The sequence below is a fragment of the Klebsiella sp. GB_Kp047 genome (assembly GCF_040065235.1).
GTDB lineage: Bacteria > Pseudomonadota > Gammaproteobacteria > Enterobacterales > Enterobacteriaceae > Klebsiella > Klebsiella quasipneumoniae.
The window spans coordinates 20013-34244 of sequence record NZ_JBEAJG010000010.1; the positions used below are offsets into that span (position 1 = coordinate 20013).

13 protein-coding genes are annotated in these 14232 nt (G+C 60.5%); 5 read left to right on the forward strand and 8 right to left on the reverse strand.

The window, feature by feature from the left end; translation table 11 throughout:
* Positions 1 to 592 precede the first annotated feature (592 nt).
* Positions 593 to 1876 carry a citrate synthase gene (gene gltA, locus ABLV76_RS06855; protein ID WP_004885983.1) on the forward strand — a complete coding sequence of 428 codons (1284 nt, stop codon included), beginning with the start codon at positions 593 to 595 and terminating at the stop codon, positions 1874 to 1876.
* A gap of 90 nt (positions 1877 to 1966) precedes the next feature.
* Here gltA and nei read toward each other — a convergent pair whose 3' ends face one another.
* The 6 genes from nei to ABLV76_RS06885 are packed head-to-tail and all read right to left on the reverse strand — an operon-like array spanning position 1967 to position 6530.
* A complete protein-coding gene (gene nei / locus ABLV76_RS06860; protein ID WP_049092145.1) occupies positions 1967 to 2758 on the reverse strand; it encodes an endonuclease VIII in 792 nt (263 codons plus the stop codon).
* Between the two features lie 15 nt (positions 2759 to 2773).
* Positions 2774 to 3418 carry a pyroglutamyl-peptidase I gene (gene pcp, locus ABLV76_RS06865; RefSeq protein WP_004885979.1) on the reverse strand — a complete coding sequence of 215 codons (645 nt, stop codon included), beginning with the start codon at positions 3416 to 3418 and terminating at the stop codon, positions 2774 to 2776.
* 29 nt (positions 3419 to 3447) lie between these two features.
* Positions 3448 to 4200 (reverse strand): 5-oxoprolinase subunit PxpA, encoded by a 753-nt coding sequence (gene pxpA, locus ABLV76_RS06870; protein WP_004885977.1) that lies wholly within the window; start codon positions 4198 to 4200, stop codon positions 3448 to 3450.
* The gene (pxpC, locus tag ABLV76_RS06875; RefSeq protein WP_004885976.1) at positions 4190 to 5122 is read right to left on the reverse strand and encodes a 5-oxoprolinase subunit PxpC; all 933 of its coding nucleotides are present in this window, start codon (positions 5120 to 5122) and stop codon (positions 4190 to 4192) included. Before pxpC ends, pxpA begins: the two co-directional genes overlap by 11 nt.
* A complete protein-coding gene (pxpB, locus tag ABLV76_RS06880; protein ID WP_017901415.1) occupies positions 5116 to 5772 on the reverse strand; it encodes a 5-oxoprolinase subunit PxpB in 657 nt (218 codons plus the stop codon). The genes pxpC and pxpB overlap by 7 nt, the downstream gene beginning before the upstream one ends.
* A gap of 14 nt (positions 5773 to 5786) precedes the next feature.
* Positions 5787 to 6530, reverse strand: a complete 744-nt coding sequence (locus ABLV76_RS06885; RefSeq protein ID WP_004885970.1) for a type 2 GTP cyclohydrolase I — start codon at positions 6528 to 6530, stop codon at positions 5787 to 5789.
* Between the two features lie 267 nt (positions 6531 to 6797).
* On the opposite strand from ABLV76_RS06885, the gene ABLV76_RS06890 reads away from it, so the two are divergent.
* A complete protein-coding gene (locus ABLV76_RS06890) occupies positions 6798 to 8276 on the forward strand; it encodes an MFS transporter (RefSeq protein WP_004885969.1) in 1479 nt (492 codons plus the stop codon).
* Here ABLV76_RS06890 and phrB read toward each other — a convergent pair.
* On the reverse strand, positions 8248 to 9690 hold the full coding sequence (gene phrB, locus ABLV76_RS06895) for a deoxyribodipyrimidine photo-lyase (protein WP_094309561.1): 1443 nt from the start codon (positions 9688 to 9690) through the stop codon (positions 8248 to 8250). The two genes, ABLV76_RS06890 and phrB, sit on opposite strands and share 29 nt — an antisense overlap.
* A 183-nt stretch (positions 9691 to 9873) precedes the next feature.
* Entirely contained in the window at positions 9874 to 10083 is a 210-nt protein-coding gene (locus ABLV76_RS06900) for a DUF2517 family protein (protein ID WP_004142243.1), read from the reverse strand.
* 305 nt (positions 10084 to 10388) lie between these two features.
* Between ABLV76_RS06900 and kdpF the strand changes: the two genes are divergently transcribed.
* Genes kdpF through kdpB form a run of 3 tightly spaced genes read left to right on the forward strand, consistent with a single transcriptional unit; the run spans position 10389 to position 14226 of the window.
* Positions 10389 to 10478, forward strand: a complete 90-nt coding sequence (gene kdpF, locus ABLV76_RS06905) for a K(+)-transporting ATPase subunit F (RefSeq protein WP_020323459.1) — start codon at positions 10389 to 10391, stop codon at positions 10476 to 10478.
* On the forward strand, positions 10478 to 12157 hold the full coding sequence (kdpA, locus tag ABLV76_RS06910) for a potassium-transporting ATPase subunit KdpA (protein WP_017901418.1): 1680 nt from the start codon (positions 10478 to 10480) through the stop codon (positions 12155 to 12157). The genes kdpF and kdpA overlap by 1 nt, the downstream gene beginning before the upstream one ends.
* A 20-nt stretch (positions 12158 to 12177) precedes the next feature.
* Positions 12178 to 14226, forward strand: a complete 2049-nt coding sequence (kdpB, locus tag ABLV76_RS06915; RefSeq protein WP_004885966.1) for a potassium-transporting ATPase subunit KdpB — start codon at positions 12178 to 12180, stop codon at positions 14224 to 14226.
* The last annotated feature ends 6 nt before the right edge of the window (positions 14227 to 14232 follow it).

Consider the following 14232-nt stretch of genomic DNA (forward strand, 5'->3'; position numbering starts at 1 on the left):
GTCCTTTCTATAACCAGAAGTCATGTTAAAACGTCTTTTCAGGCATTAAAACATCACTAAACAACGCTGGGTGGCTCGGGATTGCAGGGTGTTCCGGAGACCTGGCCGCAGTATAGGCCGTTCACAAAATCATTACAATTAACCTACATATAGTTTGTTGGGTTTTCTCCGGAACAGTGATCAAGGTCACGATAACAACATTTTTTTAATTTTTAATCACCTGATTTGACAAATATTAAACATTCTTGTTACAACCATTACCAGTTAAATGCAATAATGCTCAAAAGTTATGGGGTCACTCTTTCACCTGAGAATAAGTTATGTAACAGTGTGTCAGTATTGACCGATGTAATCAGGACAGTTATTAGTGGTATACAGGTTTTAATATTCGGACTGCTAAAACGCTGATTTGCTGTTGTTTCACCGCAGCCCTGAAGAACGTGCCATCAAGCGCCGTTGCTCTGTACCCTGCCCTTTTCGCTGACGCAGAGCTGTGTGCAACATAACAAACTGGTAACGTATACGGGCGCGGGCCGAAAGCAAATCCACCACCCGGCAGTCTTAAGCAATAAAGGCGCTAAGGAGACCATAAATGTCTGATGCTAAAGCAAAAATCACCCTGGGTGGTGACACTGCTATTGAACTGGATGTGCTAAAAGGCACGCTCGGTCAGGATGTTATTGATATTCGTAGTCTTGGTTCAAAAGGCGTATTTACCTTTGACCCAGGTTTCACATCTACCGCTTCCTGTGAATCTAAAATTACGTTTATCGATGGTGACGAGGGGATCCTGCTGCACCGCGGCTTCCCGATCGACCAGTTAGCGACCGAATCAAACTATCTTGAAGTTTGTTACATTCTGCTGAACGGTGAAAAACCAACCCAGGCCGAATATGACGAATTCAAAACCACCGTGACCCGTCACACCATGATCCATGAGCAGATCACCCGTCTGTTCCATGCGTTCCGTCGCGATTCTCACCCGATGGCCGTTATGTGCGGGATCACCGGCGCCCTGGCGGCGTTCTATCACGACTCCCTCGACGTGAATAACCCGCGTCACCGTGAAATCGCCGCCTATCGCCTGCTGTCCAAAATGCCGACCATGGCAGCTATGTGTTACAAGTATTCTATCGGCCAGCCGTTTGTTTATCCGCGCAACGACCTCTCCTACGCCGGCAACTTCCTGCGCATGATGTTCGCCACGCCGTGCGAAGAGTACGAAGTCAATCCGGTGCTCGAGCGCGCCATGGACCGTATTCTGATCCTGCACGCCGATCACGAGCAGAACGCCTCGACCTCGACGGTACGTACCGCGGGCTCTTCCGGCGCTAACCCGTTCGCCTGTATCGCAGCCGGCATCGCCTCTCTGTGGGGACCGGCGCACGGCGGCGCCAACGAAGCGGCGCTGAAAATGCTGGAAGAGATCAGCTCCGTTGAACACATTCCGGAATTTGTTCGTCGTGCGAAAGACAAGAATGACTCTTTCCGCCTGATGGGCTTCGGCCATCGTGTTTACAAAAACTACGACCCGCGCGCCACCGTGATGCGTGAAACCTGCCATGAAGTGCTGAAAGAGCTGGGCACCAAAGACGACCTGCTGCAGGTGGCCATGGAGCTGGAGCATATCGCGCTGAACGACCCGTACTTCATCGAGAAGAAGCTCTACCCGAACGTCGACTTCTACTCCGGTATCATCCTGAAGGCGATGGGTATTCCGTCCTCCATGTTTACCGTTATCTTCGCCATGGCGCGTACCGTGGGCTGGATTGCGCACTGGAACGAAATGCACAGCGACGGCATGAAGATCGCCCGTCCGCGTCAGCTGTACACCGGCTACGCCAAACGCGACTTCCAGTCCGACATCAAGCGTTAATCTCGCTGTCCGGATGATAAAAAACGCGCCTGCTGGCGCGTTTTTTATGCCTGACGATGAAGCCTGGCGCTGACACTGCCTGCTGCCGGCTTAATGCTGGCAGTGCGGGCACCAGTAAAACGGCCGCGATGAGAGCATGGTCTTCTCAATCACGCCCCCGCAGCGCTCGCACTTTTCCCCATCGCGATGGAAGACCTTAAAGCGGAACAGCGCGCCGTGGTGCTTGTTGTTATCGGGCTGGCCGCGAGTGCGATAAGAAAGCCGTGGGATATCGAGTAGCGCGTGCGCCAGCGCATCCAGCTGTGTTTCATTAAGCTTCGAGGCCTTATGCCCCCCGGTCAGCCCCACCTGCCAGAGGATTTCCACCCGCAGATAGTTACCCAGACCGGCAAGAAAAGCCTGATCCAGCAGCAGGCCGGAAAACTGACGATTGCGGAATTTGGCCGACAGCAGTCGCGCTTTCACCTGCTCCGCGGTTAACGTCATATCCAGCACGTCCGGACCGACGCGCAGCAAGAACGGATGGTTGGCCTCCTGCTCCGCCGTGAGCATCTCAATGTCCGACGCGCTGTAGAGCAAAATCGCCTTGCTGGCCGTCTGTAGCCTGACGCGCAACACCCGGTTAGAGGCAGGCTGTTCGCCGGCCTCAACCACGCGCCAAACGCCGTACAGCTGATTATGGCTGTACAGGGTCAGGCCGCCGGAGAAGCGGGTCAGCAGGGCTTTGCCCCGGGTGTCGATATGGGTAACCCGCTGACCAATCAGTTCAGTTTGATAGGGTTGCAGCCGGGGAAAAGCGAACCAGACGTCGGTTAAGGGTTCGTCTTTGATTGCTGCCTCCAGTGTATCCGCCGCGCGGCGGATCTCCGGACCTTCCGGCATACTTTCATCCTTCTGTTAGTGGGTGGCGCCGCCGCCCAGTTTACTATCCACCGGCTGGTGCAGGGCTACGGCTATGGCCGTCTCCAGCGCTTCCCGCACGGTGGCGGTCGCCATACTCGGCTCGCCGGGATGGGCCGCCGCCTGCGCCGGTAGCCAGGGAATATGGATAAACCCGCCCCTCACCTCATTCTGTCCCTGCAGCTTGTGCAGCAGACCGTACATGACGTGATTGCAGACGAAGGTGCCGGCAGTTTGCGACACCGAGGCCGGGATCCCGCGATCGCGCAGCGCGCTGACGATCGCTTTGATCGGCAAGGTGCTGAACCACGCGGCCGGCCCGCCGTCGACGATCGGCGTGTCGATGGGTTGCTGGCCTTTGTTATCAGGGATACGCGCATCATCGACGTTAATCGCCACACGTTCGACGCTGATATCGACCCGGCCGCCGGCCTGTCCCACCGCGATAACCAGCTTCGGCTGCAGGTCTTCAATCGCCGCGTCCAGCGCCGACAGCGCCTCGCCAAACACGCAGGGAAGCTGCCTGGCGATCACCGGCTGACCAGCAATCATTGTGCCGTCAAGCTGCTGCACCACTTCCCAGGAAGGGTTTACCGTCTCGCCGTCAAAGGGTTCAAAACCGGTGAGTAATACGCCCGCCATCGTCTTCTCCTTCGCGGTCCTTCAGATTGTCATATCTCAGCCTCTGGCTGAGCGCTGACCATAATATGGCGCCCGGCGAACGCCGCCCGCAAACGGCGGGCAAATTCGAGGGCATGCGGACCATCGCCATGCAGACATACCGTCTGCGCCACCACGTTCGCCCATTCGCCGCTGACGCTACGCACCCGGTGGTGTTGCACCATTTCGAGGGTTTGCGCCAGGGCCTGCTCTTCGCTGTCAATCAGCGCGCCGGGCTGGGTGCGCGGCACCAGGCTGCCGTCGGCCAGATAACCGCGATCGGCAAACACCTCCTGACGCGTCGTCAAGCCATAGCGTTGCCCAGCGCGGATCAGTTCGCTGCCCGCCAGACCCACCAGCACCAGCTGCGGGTTAACATCGCGGACCGCGCGGGCGATCGCGTCGGCCAGCGGCGGCGATTTGGCCGCCTGGTTGTAGAGCATGCCGTGCGGCTTTACGTGCTGCAACTCGCCGCCCTGAGCCTGAACGATCGCCGCCAGAGCGCCAATCTGATACAGCGTCTGGGCATAGACCGTTTCCGGCGGCAGATCCATCGCCGTGCGGCCAAAATTTTCCCGGTCGGGATATCCCGGATGGGCGCCCACTGCCACGCCGTACTTCAGCGCCTCGCGCACGCTCTGCACCATCAGCCCGGCGTCGCCGGCGTGAAAACCACAGGCGATATTCGCCGACGACACCAGCTGGAGCAGCGCGCTATCGTTCGCCCCGCCTTCCCCGAGATCGGCATTGAGATCAATCATCATCGTGGAGTCTCCACGCCAGTTGTTCAAGATAACGCTGACGATCGGCCCGCGCCTTCAGCGCCTCCTCCAGCGAGCAGGCCACGAAATGGATCGGCTGCCCCAGTGGGATCTGCGCCAGCTGGTACATATCGGCATCGATGATGCAGGCGATCCGCGGATAGCCGCCGGTGGTTTGCGCGTCGTTCATCAGCACAATGGGCTGGCCGTTGTGCGGCACCTGCACCACGCCCGGCAGCAGGCCGTGCGACAGCATTTCGCGATCGGTGGTGCGTTTCAGCGGCTGCCCCTGCAGGCGGTACCCCATGCGGTTACTCTGCGGACTGAGCTTCCAGGGGGCGCGCCAGAATGACGCCTGCGAGGCCGCGTCAAATTCGTGGTACTCCGGCCCGGGCAGCGCACGAATGCGGTTGCCCAGCGGCAGCTGCTTGACGCCGCGCGGGGTGGTGAAGCGGCGGGCGGCTTTCCCGAGCTTCAGCTTGTCGCCGTCCTGCAGGCGGCGTCCTTCCAGACCGCCAATCCCCGCCTTGAGATCCGTGCAGCGCGAGCCAAGGACCTCGGGTACCGCAATCCCGCCCGCCACCGCCAGATAGCTGCGAATGCCATGCTGCGGCGTTTTCAGCACCAGCCGCTGCCCGGGCCGGTAGGCGGTGCGCCAGCCCACCCAGACCGCTTTACCGTCCAGCGTCGCTTCGCAGGCGGCGCCGGTCAGCGCAAACCAGCCGCTGCGGGCAAATTCGATCTCCACCTGGCCGAGGGTAATCTCCAGCCCGGCGGCATTCGCCTCGTTGCCAACCAGCAGATTGGCAATCACCAGCGAGGGATAATCCAGAGCGCCGCAGCGGCTGATGCCAGACTGGCGCAGGCCTTCTCGTCCACCGTCCTGTACCGAGGTGTACAGGCCGGCGCGGATCAGAGTCAACATACCCCCTCCTTTTGCGGCACAAAGCGAATTTTATCGCCCACGCGCAGCAGCGCAGGCTCCTTCCGCGACGGGTCGAACAGCGTTAGCGAGGTCCGCCCCAGCAGCTGCCAGCCGCCGGGCGTCGCCAGCGGATAGATCCCGGTTTGCGCGCCGCCGATACCCACCGACCCGGCCGGGACGTGCACGCGCGGTTCGGCGCGACGCGGCGTCGCCAGCGCAGCTGGCAACCCGCCCAGGTAGGGAAATCCCGGCTGAAAACCAATAAACCAGACCAGATACTCCACCGAGGCGTGCAGCTCCACGACCTGCTTTTCACTGAGGCCGCTGTGCTGCGCCACCACCCCGAGATCCGGTCCGGCCTCGCCGCCGTAGACGACCGGAATGGTCAGCGAGCGCGACTCCGGCTCGATCGCGAGGCTCTCCTCCCACCAGCGCTGCAGACGGTCTATCGCCTCCCACGCCACCTCCTGCGGGCGGCGGAGCACCACAGTGATATTGTTCATGCCGGGAATGGCGTCAATCACTTCCTCATGGTTCGCCAGACGCTGGGCTAAGCCCCAGATCCGCTGCTGGCTCTCAAGGGTGACCGGCGGCTCCAGCTCCAGCACGACGGCCGTTTCTCCTAACAGATAACAACGCGCTCGCTGCACTTTTCTCTCTCCCGTCAGGCAGGGTTGGGAATATCAATAAAGGTGACGTCCAGGTCAGTGGTTTCCGTCAGCCATTCGCTGAGGGCGCGAATACCGCCCCGCTCGGTGGCGTGGTGGCCGGCGGCATAAAAATGCAGGCCCTGCTCGCGGGCGGAATGGATGGTTTGTTCCGACACCTCGCCGGTGATAAACGCGTCCACGCCAAAGCGCGCCGCGGCGTCGATAAAGCTCTGGCCGCCGCCGGTACACCAGGCGACGCGGCTGACGGTGTCCGGTCCGGTATCGCCGCACCACAGCGGCTTACGCCCCAGCCGCGCTTCAATCCATGAGGCCAGTTCAAGGCCGGAAACCGGCATCGACAGTTCGCCCCAGGGCACCAGCGGTTCGATTTCCCCCAGCACGTTAATCCCCAGCAGATGCGCCAGTTGCGCGTTATTGCCCAGCTCGGGATGGGCATCCAGCGGCAGGTGCCAGCCGTAGAGATTGATATCATTGGCCAGCAGGGTTTTCAGGCGCCGGCGCTTCATACCGCGGATCACTGGCGATTCGTTTTTCCAGAAATAGCCGTGATGGACAATCACCGCATCCGCCTGAAGACGAACGGCCTCATCCAGCAGCGCCTGGCTGGCCGTCACTCCGGTGACGATCTTGTGCACCGTGTCGCGCCCTTCCACCTGCAGACCGTTAGGGGCGAAGTCACTGATGGCTGCACTATTGAGCTTGTCGTTTATCAGTTGTTCCAGTTCGCTATTTTTCATCGCCACTCCAGCAGATAATCAGGGTATACAAAGGCATAACATAACCAGATCCATTCGGGTCGTCGATAGTCCGCCTCCGACACTGACGATGACTTTTTACCGAATAGCGCAATTTGTCTATTCACCCCGCCGCGCATTCGTGTATATTTATGCACTAATAAAGCATATTAAATAATCAGAAAGCCCCTCAAGCCATGAATATGACTAATTAAACGCTATTCATGCAGAACGATCGACTTTCGCTTTAGGCCAGGAAACACACTTCTCATGAAGACAACATCATCGCAACCGCGGGCGATTTACTACGTCGTGGCGCTGCAAATCTGGGAATATTTTAGCTTCTACGGCATGCGCGCCCTGCTGATCCTCTATCTCACCAATCAGCTCAAATATGATGATAACCACGCTTACGCCCTGTTCAGCGCCTACTGTTCGCTGGTCTATGTGACGCCGATCCTCGGCGGCTATCTGGCCGATAAGCTGTTAGGCAACCGGATGGCGGTCATGCTCGGCGCGCTGCTGATGGCCATTGGCCATCTGGTGCTCGGGGCCAGCGAAACCGCCCCGGCCTTCCTCTACCTGTCGCTGGCGATCATCGTCTGCGGCTACGGGTTGTTTAAATCCAACGTCAGCTGTCTGCTGGGCGAACTGTACGAACCCGCCGATCCGCGTCGCGATGGCGGCTTCTCGCTGATGTATGCCGCGGGCAATATCGGCTCGATCATCGCGCCCATCGCCTGCGGCTACGTTCAGGAGGAGTATAGCTGGGCGATGGGCTTTGCCCTGGCGGCCATCGGCATGGTGGCGGGACTGGTGATTTTCCTCTGCGGCAACCGTCATTTCCAGCATACCGCCGGCGTGAACCGCCAGGCGCTGTGCGCCCGCCGCTTCCTGCTGCCGAACTGGGGCTGGCTGCTGGTGCTGCTGGTCATCGCGCCGCTGCTGATTGCCGTGCTGTTCTGGCAGGAGTGGTCGGTGTATGCCCTGATCGTGGCCACGGCCATTGGCCTCGCGGTGCTGGCGCGGATCTACCTGCGTGCCGAGACCGATAAACAGCGCAAGGATCTGCGCCTGATCGTCGTCCTGACCGCCTTCAGCCTGCTGTTCTGGGCCTTCGCCCAACAGGGCGGCAGCTCCATCAGCCTGTATATTGACCGCTTCGTTAACCGCCATATCATGAGCTACGAAGTCCCTACCGCTATGTTCCAGTCGATCAACGCCTTTGCGGTGATGCTCTGCGGCATGGTGCTGGCGTGGCTGGTGAAAGAGAGCGTCGGCGGTAACCGCACCGTGCGCATCTGGGGGAAATTTGCCCTCGGTCTGGGCCTGATGAGCGCCGGGTTCTGCATTTTGACCCTCAGCGCCCGCTGGTCGGCGGCCTATGGCCAGTCGTCCATGCCGCTGATGGTGCTGGGGCTGGCGGTGATGGGTTTTGCCGAACTGTTTATCGACCCGGTCGCGATGTCGCAAATCACCCGCATTGAGATCCCGGGAGTGACCGGGGTGCTGACCGGCATCTATATGCTGCTCTCCGGGGCCATCGCCAACTATCTGGCCGGCGTTATCGCCGACCAGACCTCGCAGGCGTCATTCGACGTCGCCGGGGCGGTGAACTATTCCATTGACGCCTACATCAACGTCTTCAGCCAGATCACCTGGGGCGCGCTGGCCTGCGTCGGCGTAGTGCTGGTTATCTGGCTGTATCACTCGCTGAAGGTCAGGACCCGCCGTCTGGCGGTGGAATAATCCCCTTTCTGGCGGCCTCCCAGGCCGCCAGCGTCTCCTGTCGCGCCTGCTTGTGATCGACTATCGGGCGCGGATAATCCAGCGTCACCCCCTGTTTATCCGCCCACACCCACGGCTGATGCAGCGCCTTCTCCGGCACCTTTGCCAGCTCCGGCAGCCAGCGACGCATAAACACCCCCTGCTTATCAAACTTCTCGCCCTGGGTGGTGGGATTAAATATGCGGAAATAGGGCGCGGCGTCGGTGCCCGTCGAAGCCGCCCATTGCCAGCCGCCGTTGTTCGCCGCCAGGTCGCCGTCAATCAGCTGGCTCATGAAATAGCGCTCCCCTGCCCGCCAGTCGAGGCGCAGATCTTTGGTCAGGAAGCTGGCGACAATCATGCGCAACCGGTTATGCATCCAGCCGGTGGCGTTAAGCTGGCGCATGGCGGCATCGACAATCGGAAAGCCGGTCTCCCCGCGCTGCCAGGCCTGCAGGGCGCCATCCTCTTCGCGCCAGGCGACCTTATCGGTCCAGGCGACAAACGGCCGACCTTTACAGAGTTTCGGATAGTAGACCATCAGATGGCGGTAAAACTCGCGCCAGATCAGCTCATTAAGCCAGGTGGCGCCTGCCCCGCCATCCAGTGCGGCGGGGTGTTCCGTCAGCAGCCGATGCAGGCACTGGCGCGGCGACAGCACCCCGATGGCCAGGCAGGGCGACAGGCGACTGGTCCCTTCCACGGCCGGGAAGTCGCGCTGCCCCTCATAATCCGCCGCCGGTTGCTGACAAAACGCGCGCAGCCGCGCCAGCGCCGTTTTTTCATCCGCGGCAAACAGCAGCCCATCGAACGGCGTTTGCGGATAGTTAAGCTCCGGCACCGGCGGCGCCAGGCGAGCGGGCGCCTGGCGCGGCTTTGGCGCGGCCACGCACGCCGGCAATCCTTCCCGCAGCCGGCGAATAAACGCGTTCTTAAACGGGGTGAAGACTTTATACATTTCGCCGCCGCCGGTCAGTACGCTGCCGGGCGGCAACAGGACGCTGTCGTCAAATCCCTGGCAAATCACTTCGCTCAAGGAGCTCTCAACGGCGGCATCGCGCTGGCGTTCATTGAATTCGTACTGATAGTTGTAGAACAGGTGACTGACCTGGTGCTGCTGGCAGAAATGGGCCAGCCGCTCGACGCTGGCGCTAAAATCGTCCGCCTCTTCTACCCACAGCGGTATGCCCCGCTCCGCCAGCGCGGCGTGCAGACTGCGCAAATGGCTGGCGATAAAAGCGGCCTGCCGCGGGGCCAGGTGATGTTCGCGCCACTGCCCCGGGGTGGCAATATACAGCGCCAGCACCTGCGCCTGCGGATCGCGGCAGGCGGCGGCCAGCGCCAGGTTATCGTGAATGCGTAAATCCGTGCGTAACCAGACCAGATGGGTGGCCATATCACTCCTCACTCTCCGTCAGCAAAACTCATCTTATGATCTAAGCCGGCAAAAATAGCGCGCCCAGGCAAAATAAGCACCTGCCAATTCCGCTGCGGCGCCTGAAAACGAGTGTAGACAAGCGACGAAAAAAAACCGCCGGGGGCAACCGGCGGTAAGTGGTTTTCCTCGCAGCAGGGCGAATTAGTAGAAGTCGTGCGCGGCTTTTTCCGCCTGCGCCATCCACACCGGCTGCTCGCTGGTTTTCGACCATACACGGTGCAGCCAGCTGTAATAGCGGGCGCGATCCTTCCAGAACAGCATCACCGGCAGCGCCGCGACGCCAGCCACGACGGCGAAAGCACGACGCAGCAAAATAATATGAGCAGGATAAGCTTTGTACAACGCCATCATTTCTCTCCCCTTTGTCAGGCCGGCAAGCAGCGCCGGAAAATTAATCATGTTTGTCTGAGCAAAATAATACCGCTCTGGTTGTAATTTTACTACTCATCCGACCACTAAAAAGCACGTATTTATACTTAATTTACATTCGCTACGTAAATTAGTTACGAAAAAGTTAAATTAATACTAACCATCAGTTAAATTGTGCCTTTGTCATTTTTATACTTTTTTTACACCGCGCCCGCGGATTTTTGCGAAATCTTTGCGCCGTAATTTCTATTCTCCTGGTAAATCAAAAACACACCCGGAGGTGGATTGTGACTGCAGGCGTACTCACTGGCGTTGGGCTGGTGTTCCTGTTACTGGCTTATCTGGTTTATGCCTTGATACATGCGGAGGCATTCTGATGGCTGCCCAGGGATTTTTATTATTAGCCAGCTATCTGCTGGTATTGCTGGTGCTGGCGCGCCCGCTGGGGATGTGTCTGGCAAGAATGGTGAATGACATCCCGCTTCCCGGCCTGGCCGGGGTCGAGCGCGTCCTGTGGCGCGTGGCCGGGATCCGCGCCGAAGAGATGGGCTGGCTGCAGTATTTGCTGGCGCTCCTGCTGTTCAACGCCCTCGGCGGCCTGGCGCTGTTTGCCCTGCTGATGCTGCAGGGCGTGCTGCCGTTTAACCCGCAGCACCTGCCGGGGCTGACGTGGGATCTGGCGCTCAACACCGCGGTCAGCTTTGTCAGCAATACGAACTGGCAGGCCTACGCCGGCGAAAGCACCATGAGCTATCTCAGCCAGATGGTGGGGCTGACGGTGCAGAATTTCCTCTCCGCCGCTACCGGCATCGCCGTGGTCTTCGCCCTGACCCGCGCCTTCGCCCGGCAGAAAATGTCCACCCTCGGCAATGCCTGGGTCGACCTGACGCGCATTACCCTGTGGCTGCTGCTGCCGCTCTCTCTGCTGGTGGCCCTGTTCTTTATTCAGCAGGGCGTGCCGCAGAACCTGCAGGCCTACCAGCCCTTTACCACCCTCGAAGGGGCGCACCAGCTGCTGCCGATGGGGCCCGTCGCCTCACAGGAAGCGATTAAGCTGCTGGGCACCAACGGCGGCGGTTTCTTTAACGCCAACTCCGCCCATCCGTTTGAAAACCCGACGGCGCTGACCAATCTCGTGCAGATGCTGGCCATCTTCCTGATCCCGGCGGCGCTGTGCTTCGCCTTCGGCGAGGTGGTGAGCGATCGCCGCCAGGGGCGCGCCATCCTGTGGGCGATGACGCTGATCTTTATCCTCTGCGTCGCCGTGGTGATGTGGGCGGAAACCCGCGGCAACCCGCACCTGATGACGCTGGGCGCCGACAGCAGCCTGAATATGGAAGGTAAAGAGAGCCGCTTCGGTATTCTCGCCAGCAGTCTGTTCGCGGTGATCACCACCGCCGCCTCCTGCGGCGCGGTCAACGCCATGCATGACTCCTTCACCGCGCTGGGCGGGATGGTGCCGATGTGGCTGATGCAGATTGGCGAAGTGGTGTTCGGCGGCGTCGGCTCGGGTCTTTATGGCATGCTGCTGTTCGTTATGCTGGCGGTGTTTATCGCCGGCCTGATGGTCGGCCGCACCCCGGAGTACCTCGGAAAGAAAATCGATGTCCGGGAAATGAAAATGATCGCCCTGGCCATTCTGGTCACCCCGACGCTGGTGCTGCTCGGCACGGCGCTGGCGATGATGACCGAGGCCGGCCGCGCCGGGATGTTCAACCCCGGACCGCACGGCTTTAGCGAAGTGCTGTACGCCGTCACTTCGGCGGCCAATAACAACGGCAGCGCCTTCGCCGGCCTGGGCGCGGCGACGCCATTCTGGAACCTGCTGCTGGCGTTCTGCATGCTGGCTGGACGCTTCGCCGTCATCATTCCGGTGATGGCTATCGCCGGCTCGCTGGTGGCGAAGAAAATTCAACCGGCCAGCCCCGGCACCCTGGCCACCCACGACGCCCTGTTTATCGGTCTGCTGATCGGCACCGTGCTGCTGGTTGGCGCCCTGACCTTTATTCCTGCGCTGGCGCTTGGCCCGCTGGCCGAACACTTTTCCTTACTTTGAGCGATGCGGAGCACCCTGTTATGAGTCGCAAACAATTAGCCCTGCTGGAGCCGACGCTGGTGCGCCAGGCGCTGCTGGATGCCGTTAAAAAACTCAGCCCGATGGTGCAGTGGCGCAATCCGGTGATGTTTATCGTCTGGGTGGGCAGCCTGTTAACCACCCTGCTGGCCATCGCCATGGCTGGCGGCGCCCTGACCGGCAGCGCCACTTTTACCGCCGCCATCAGTATCTGGCTATGGTTTACCGTGCTGTTCGCCAACTTTGCCGAAGCGATGGCGGAAGGCCGCAGCAAAGCCCAGGCCAATAGCCTGAAAGGGGTGAAAAAAACGGCCTTCGCCCGTAAGCTGCGCGCCCCGCAGCATGACGCGACGGTCGACCACGTGCCGGCGGAAGACCTGCGCAAAGGCGACGTAGTGCTGGTGGAAGCCGGGGATATTATCCCCTGCGATGGTGAAGTCATCGAAGGCGGCGCCTCGGTGGATGAAAGCGCCATTACCGGCGAGTCTGCTCCGGTGATCCGCGAATCCGGCGGTGATTTCGCCTCGGTGACCGGCGGGACGCGCATCCTCTCCGACTGGCTGGTGATCCGTTGCAGCGTTAACCCGGGAGAAACCTTCCTCGACCGGATGATCGCCATGGTGGAAGGCGCCCAGCGCCGTAAAACGCCGAACGAAATCGCCCTGACGATCCTGCTGATCGCCCTGACGCTGGTGTTCCTGCTGGCCACCGCCACCATCTGGCCATTCTCGGCGTGGAGCGGCAATGCGGTCAGCGTCACCGTACTGGTGGCGTTGCTGGTGTGCCTGATCCCGACCACCATCGGCGGTCTGCTGTCGGCCATCGGCGTCGCCGGGATGAGCCGTATGCTGGGCGCCAACGTGATCGCCACCAGCGGCCGCGCGGTGGAAGCGGCAGGCGACGTTGATGTGCTGTTGCTGGATAAAACCGGGACCATTACGCTCGGCAACCGCCAGGCCTCCGCTTTCCTGCCGGCGCGCGGTGTGGAAGAGCGAACCCTCGCCGATGCCGCCCAGCTCTCCTCGCTGGCGGACGAAACCCCTGAGGGACGCAGCATCGTGGTGCTGGCGAAACAGCGCTTTAACCTGCGCGAACGCGATCTGCAGTCGCTGCACGCCACCTTTGTCCCCTTTACCGCGCAAACGCGGATGAGCGGCATCAATATCGATCAGCGCATGATCCGCAAAGGGTCGGTGGACGCCATTCGCCGCCACGTAGAGGCCAACGGTGGCCACTTCCCTGCCGATGTCGAGAAGCAGGTGGAAGAGGTCGCCCGCCAGGGGGCCACGCCGCTGGTGGTCGCCGAAGGGGAAAAGGTGCTGGGGATTATTTCACTCAAAGATATCGTCAAAGGCGGCATCAAAGAACGTTTCGCCCAGCTGCGCAAAATGGGCATTAAAACGGTGATGATCACCGGTGATAACCGCCTGACCGCTGCGGCGATCGCCGCCGAGGCCGGCGTCGACGATTTCCTCGCCGAAGCGACGCCGGAAGCCAAGCTGGCGCTGATCCGCCAGTATCAGTCGGAAGGTCGGCTGGTGGCGATGACCGGCGACGGCACCAACGACGCGCCCGCGCTGGCGCAGGCCGACGTGGCGGTAGCCATGAACTCAGGCACCCAGGCGGCGAAAGAGGCGGGCAACATGGTCGACCTGGATTCCAACCCCACCAAGCTGATTGAGGTGGTCCATATCGGCAAACAGATGCTGATGACGCGCGGCTCGCTGACCACCTTCAGTATTGCCAACGACGTGGCGAAATATTTCGCCATTATTCCGGCGGCGTTTGCCGCGGTCTATCCCCAGCTGGCCATGCTGAACGTGATGGGCCTGCATTCGCCATCGTCGGCGATCCTCAGCGCCGTTATCTTCAACGCGCTGATCATCGTCTTCCTGATCCCGCTGGCCCTGAAAGGGGTGAGCTATCGCCCGCTCTCCGCCTCGGCGATGCTGCGCCGCAATCTGTGGATCTACGGCCTCGGCGGTCTGCTGGTGCCTTTTATCGGTATTAAAGCCATCGACCTGCTGCTGACCCTGAGCGGTCTGGTGTGAGGAACA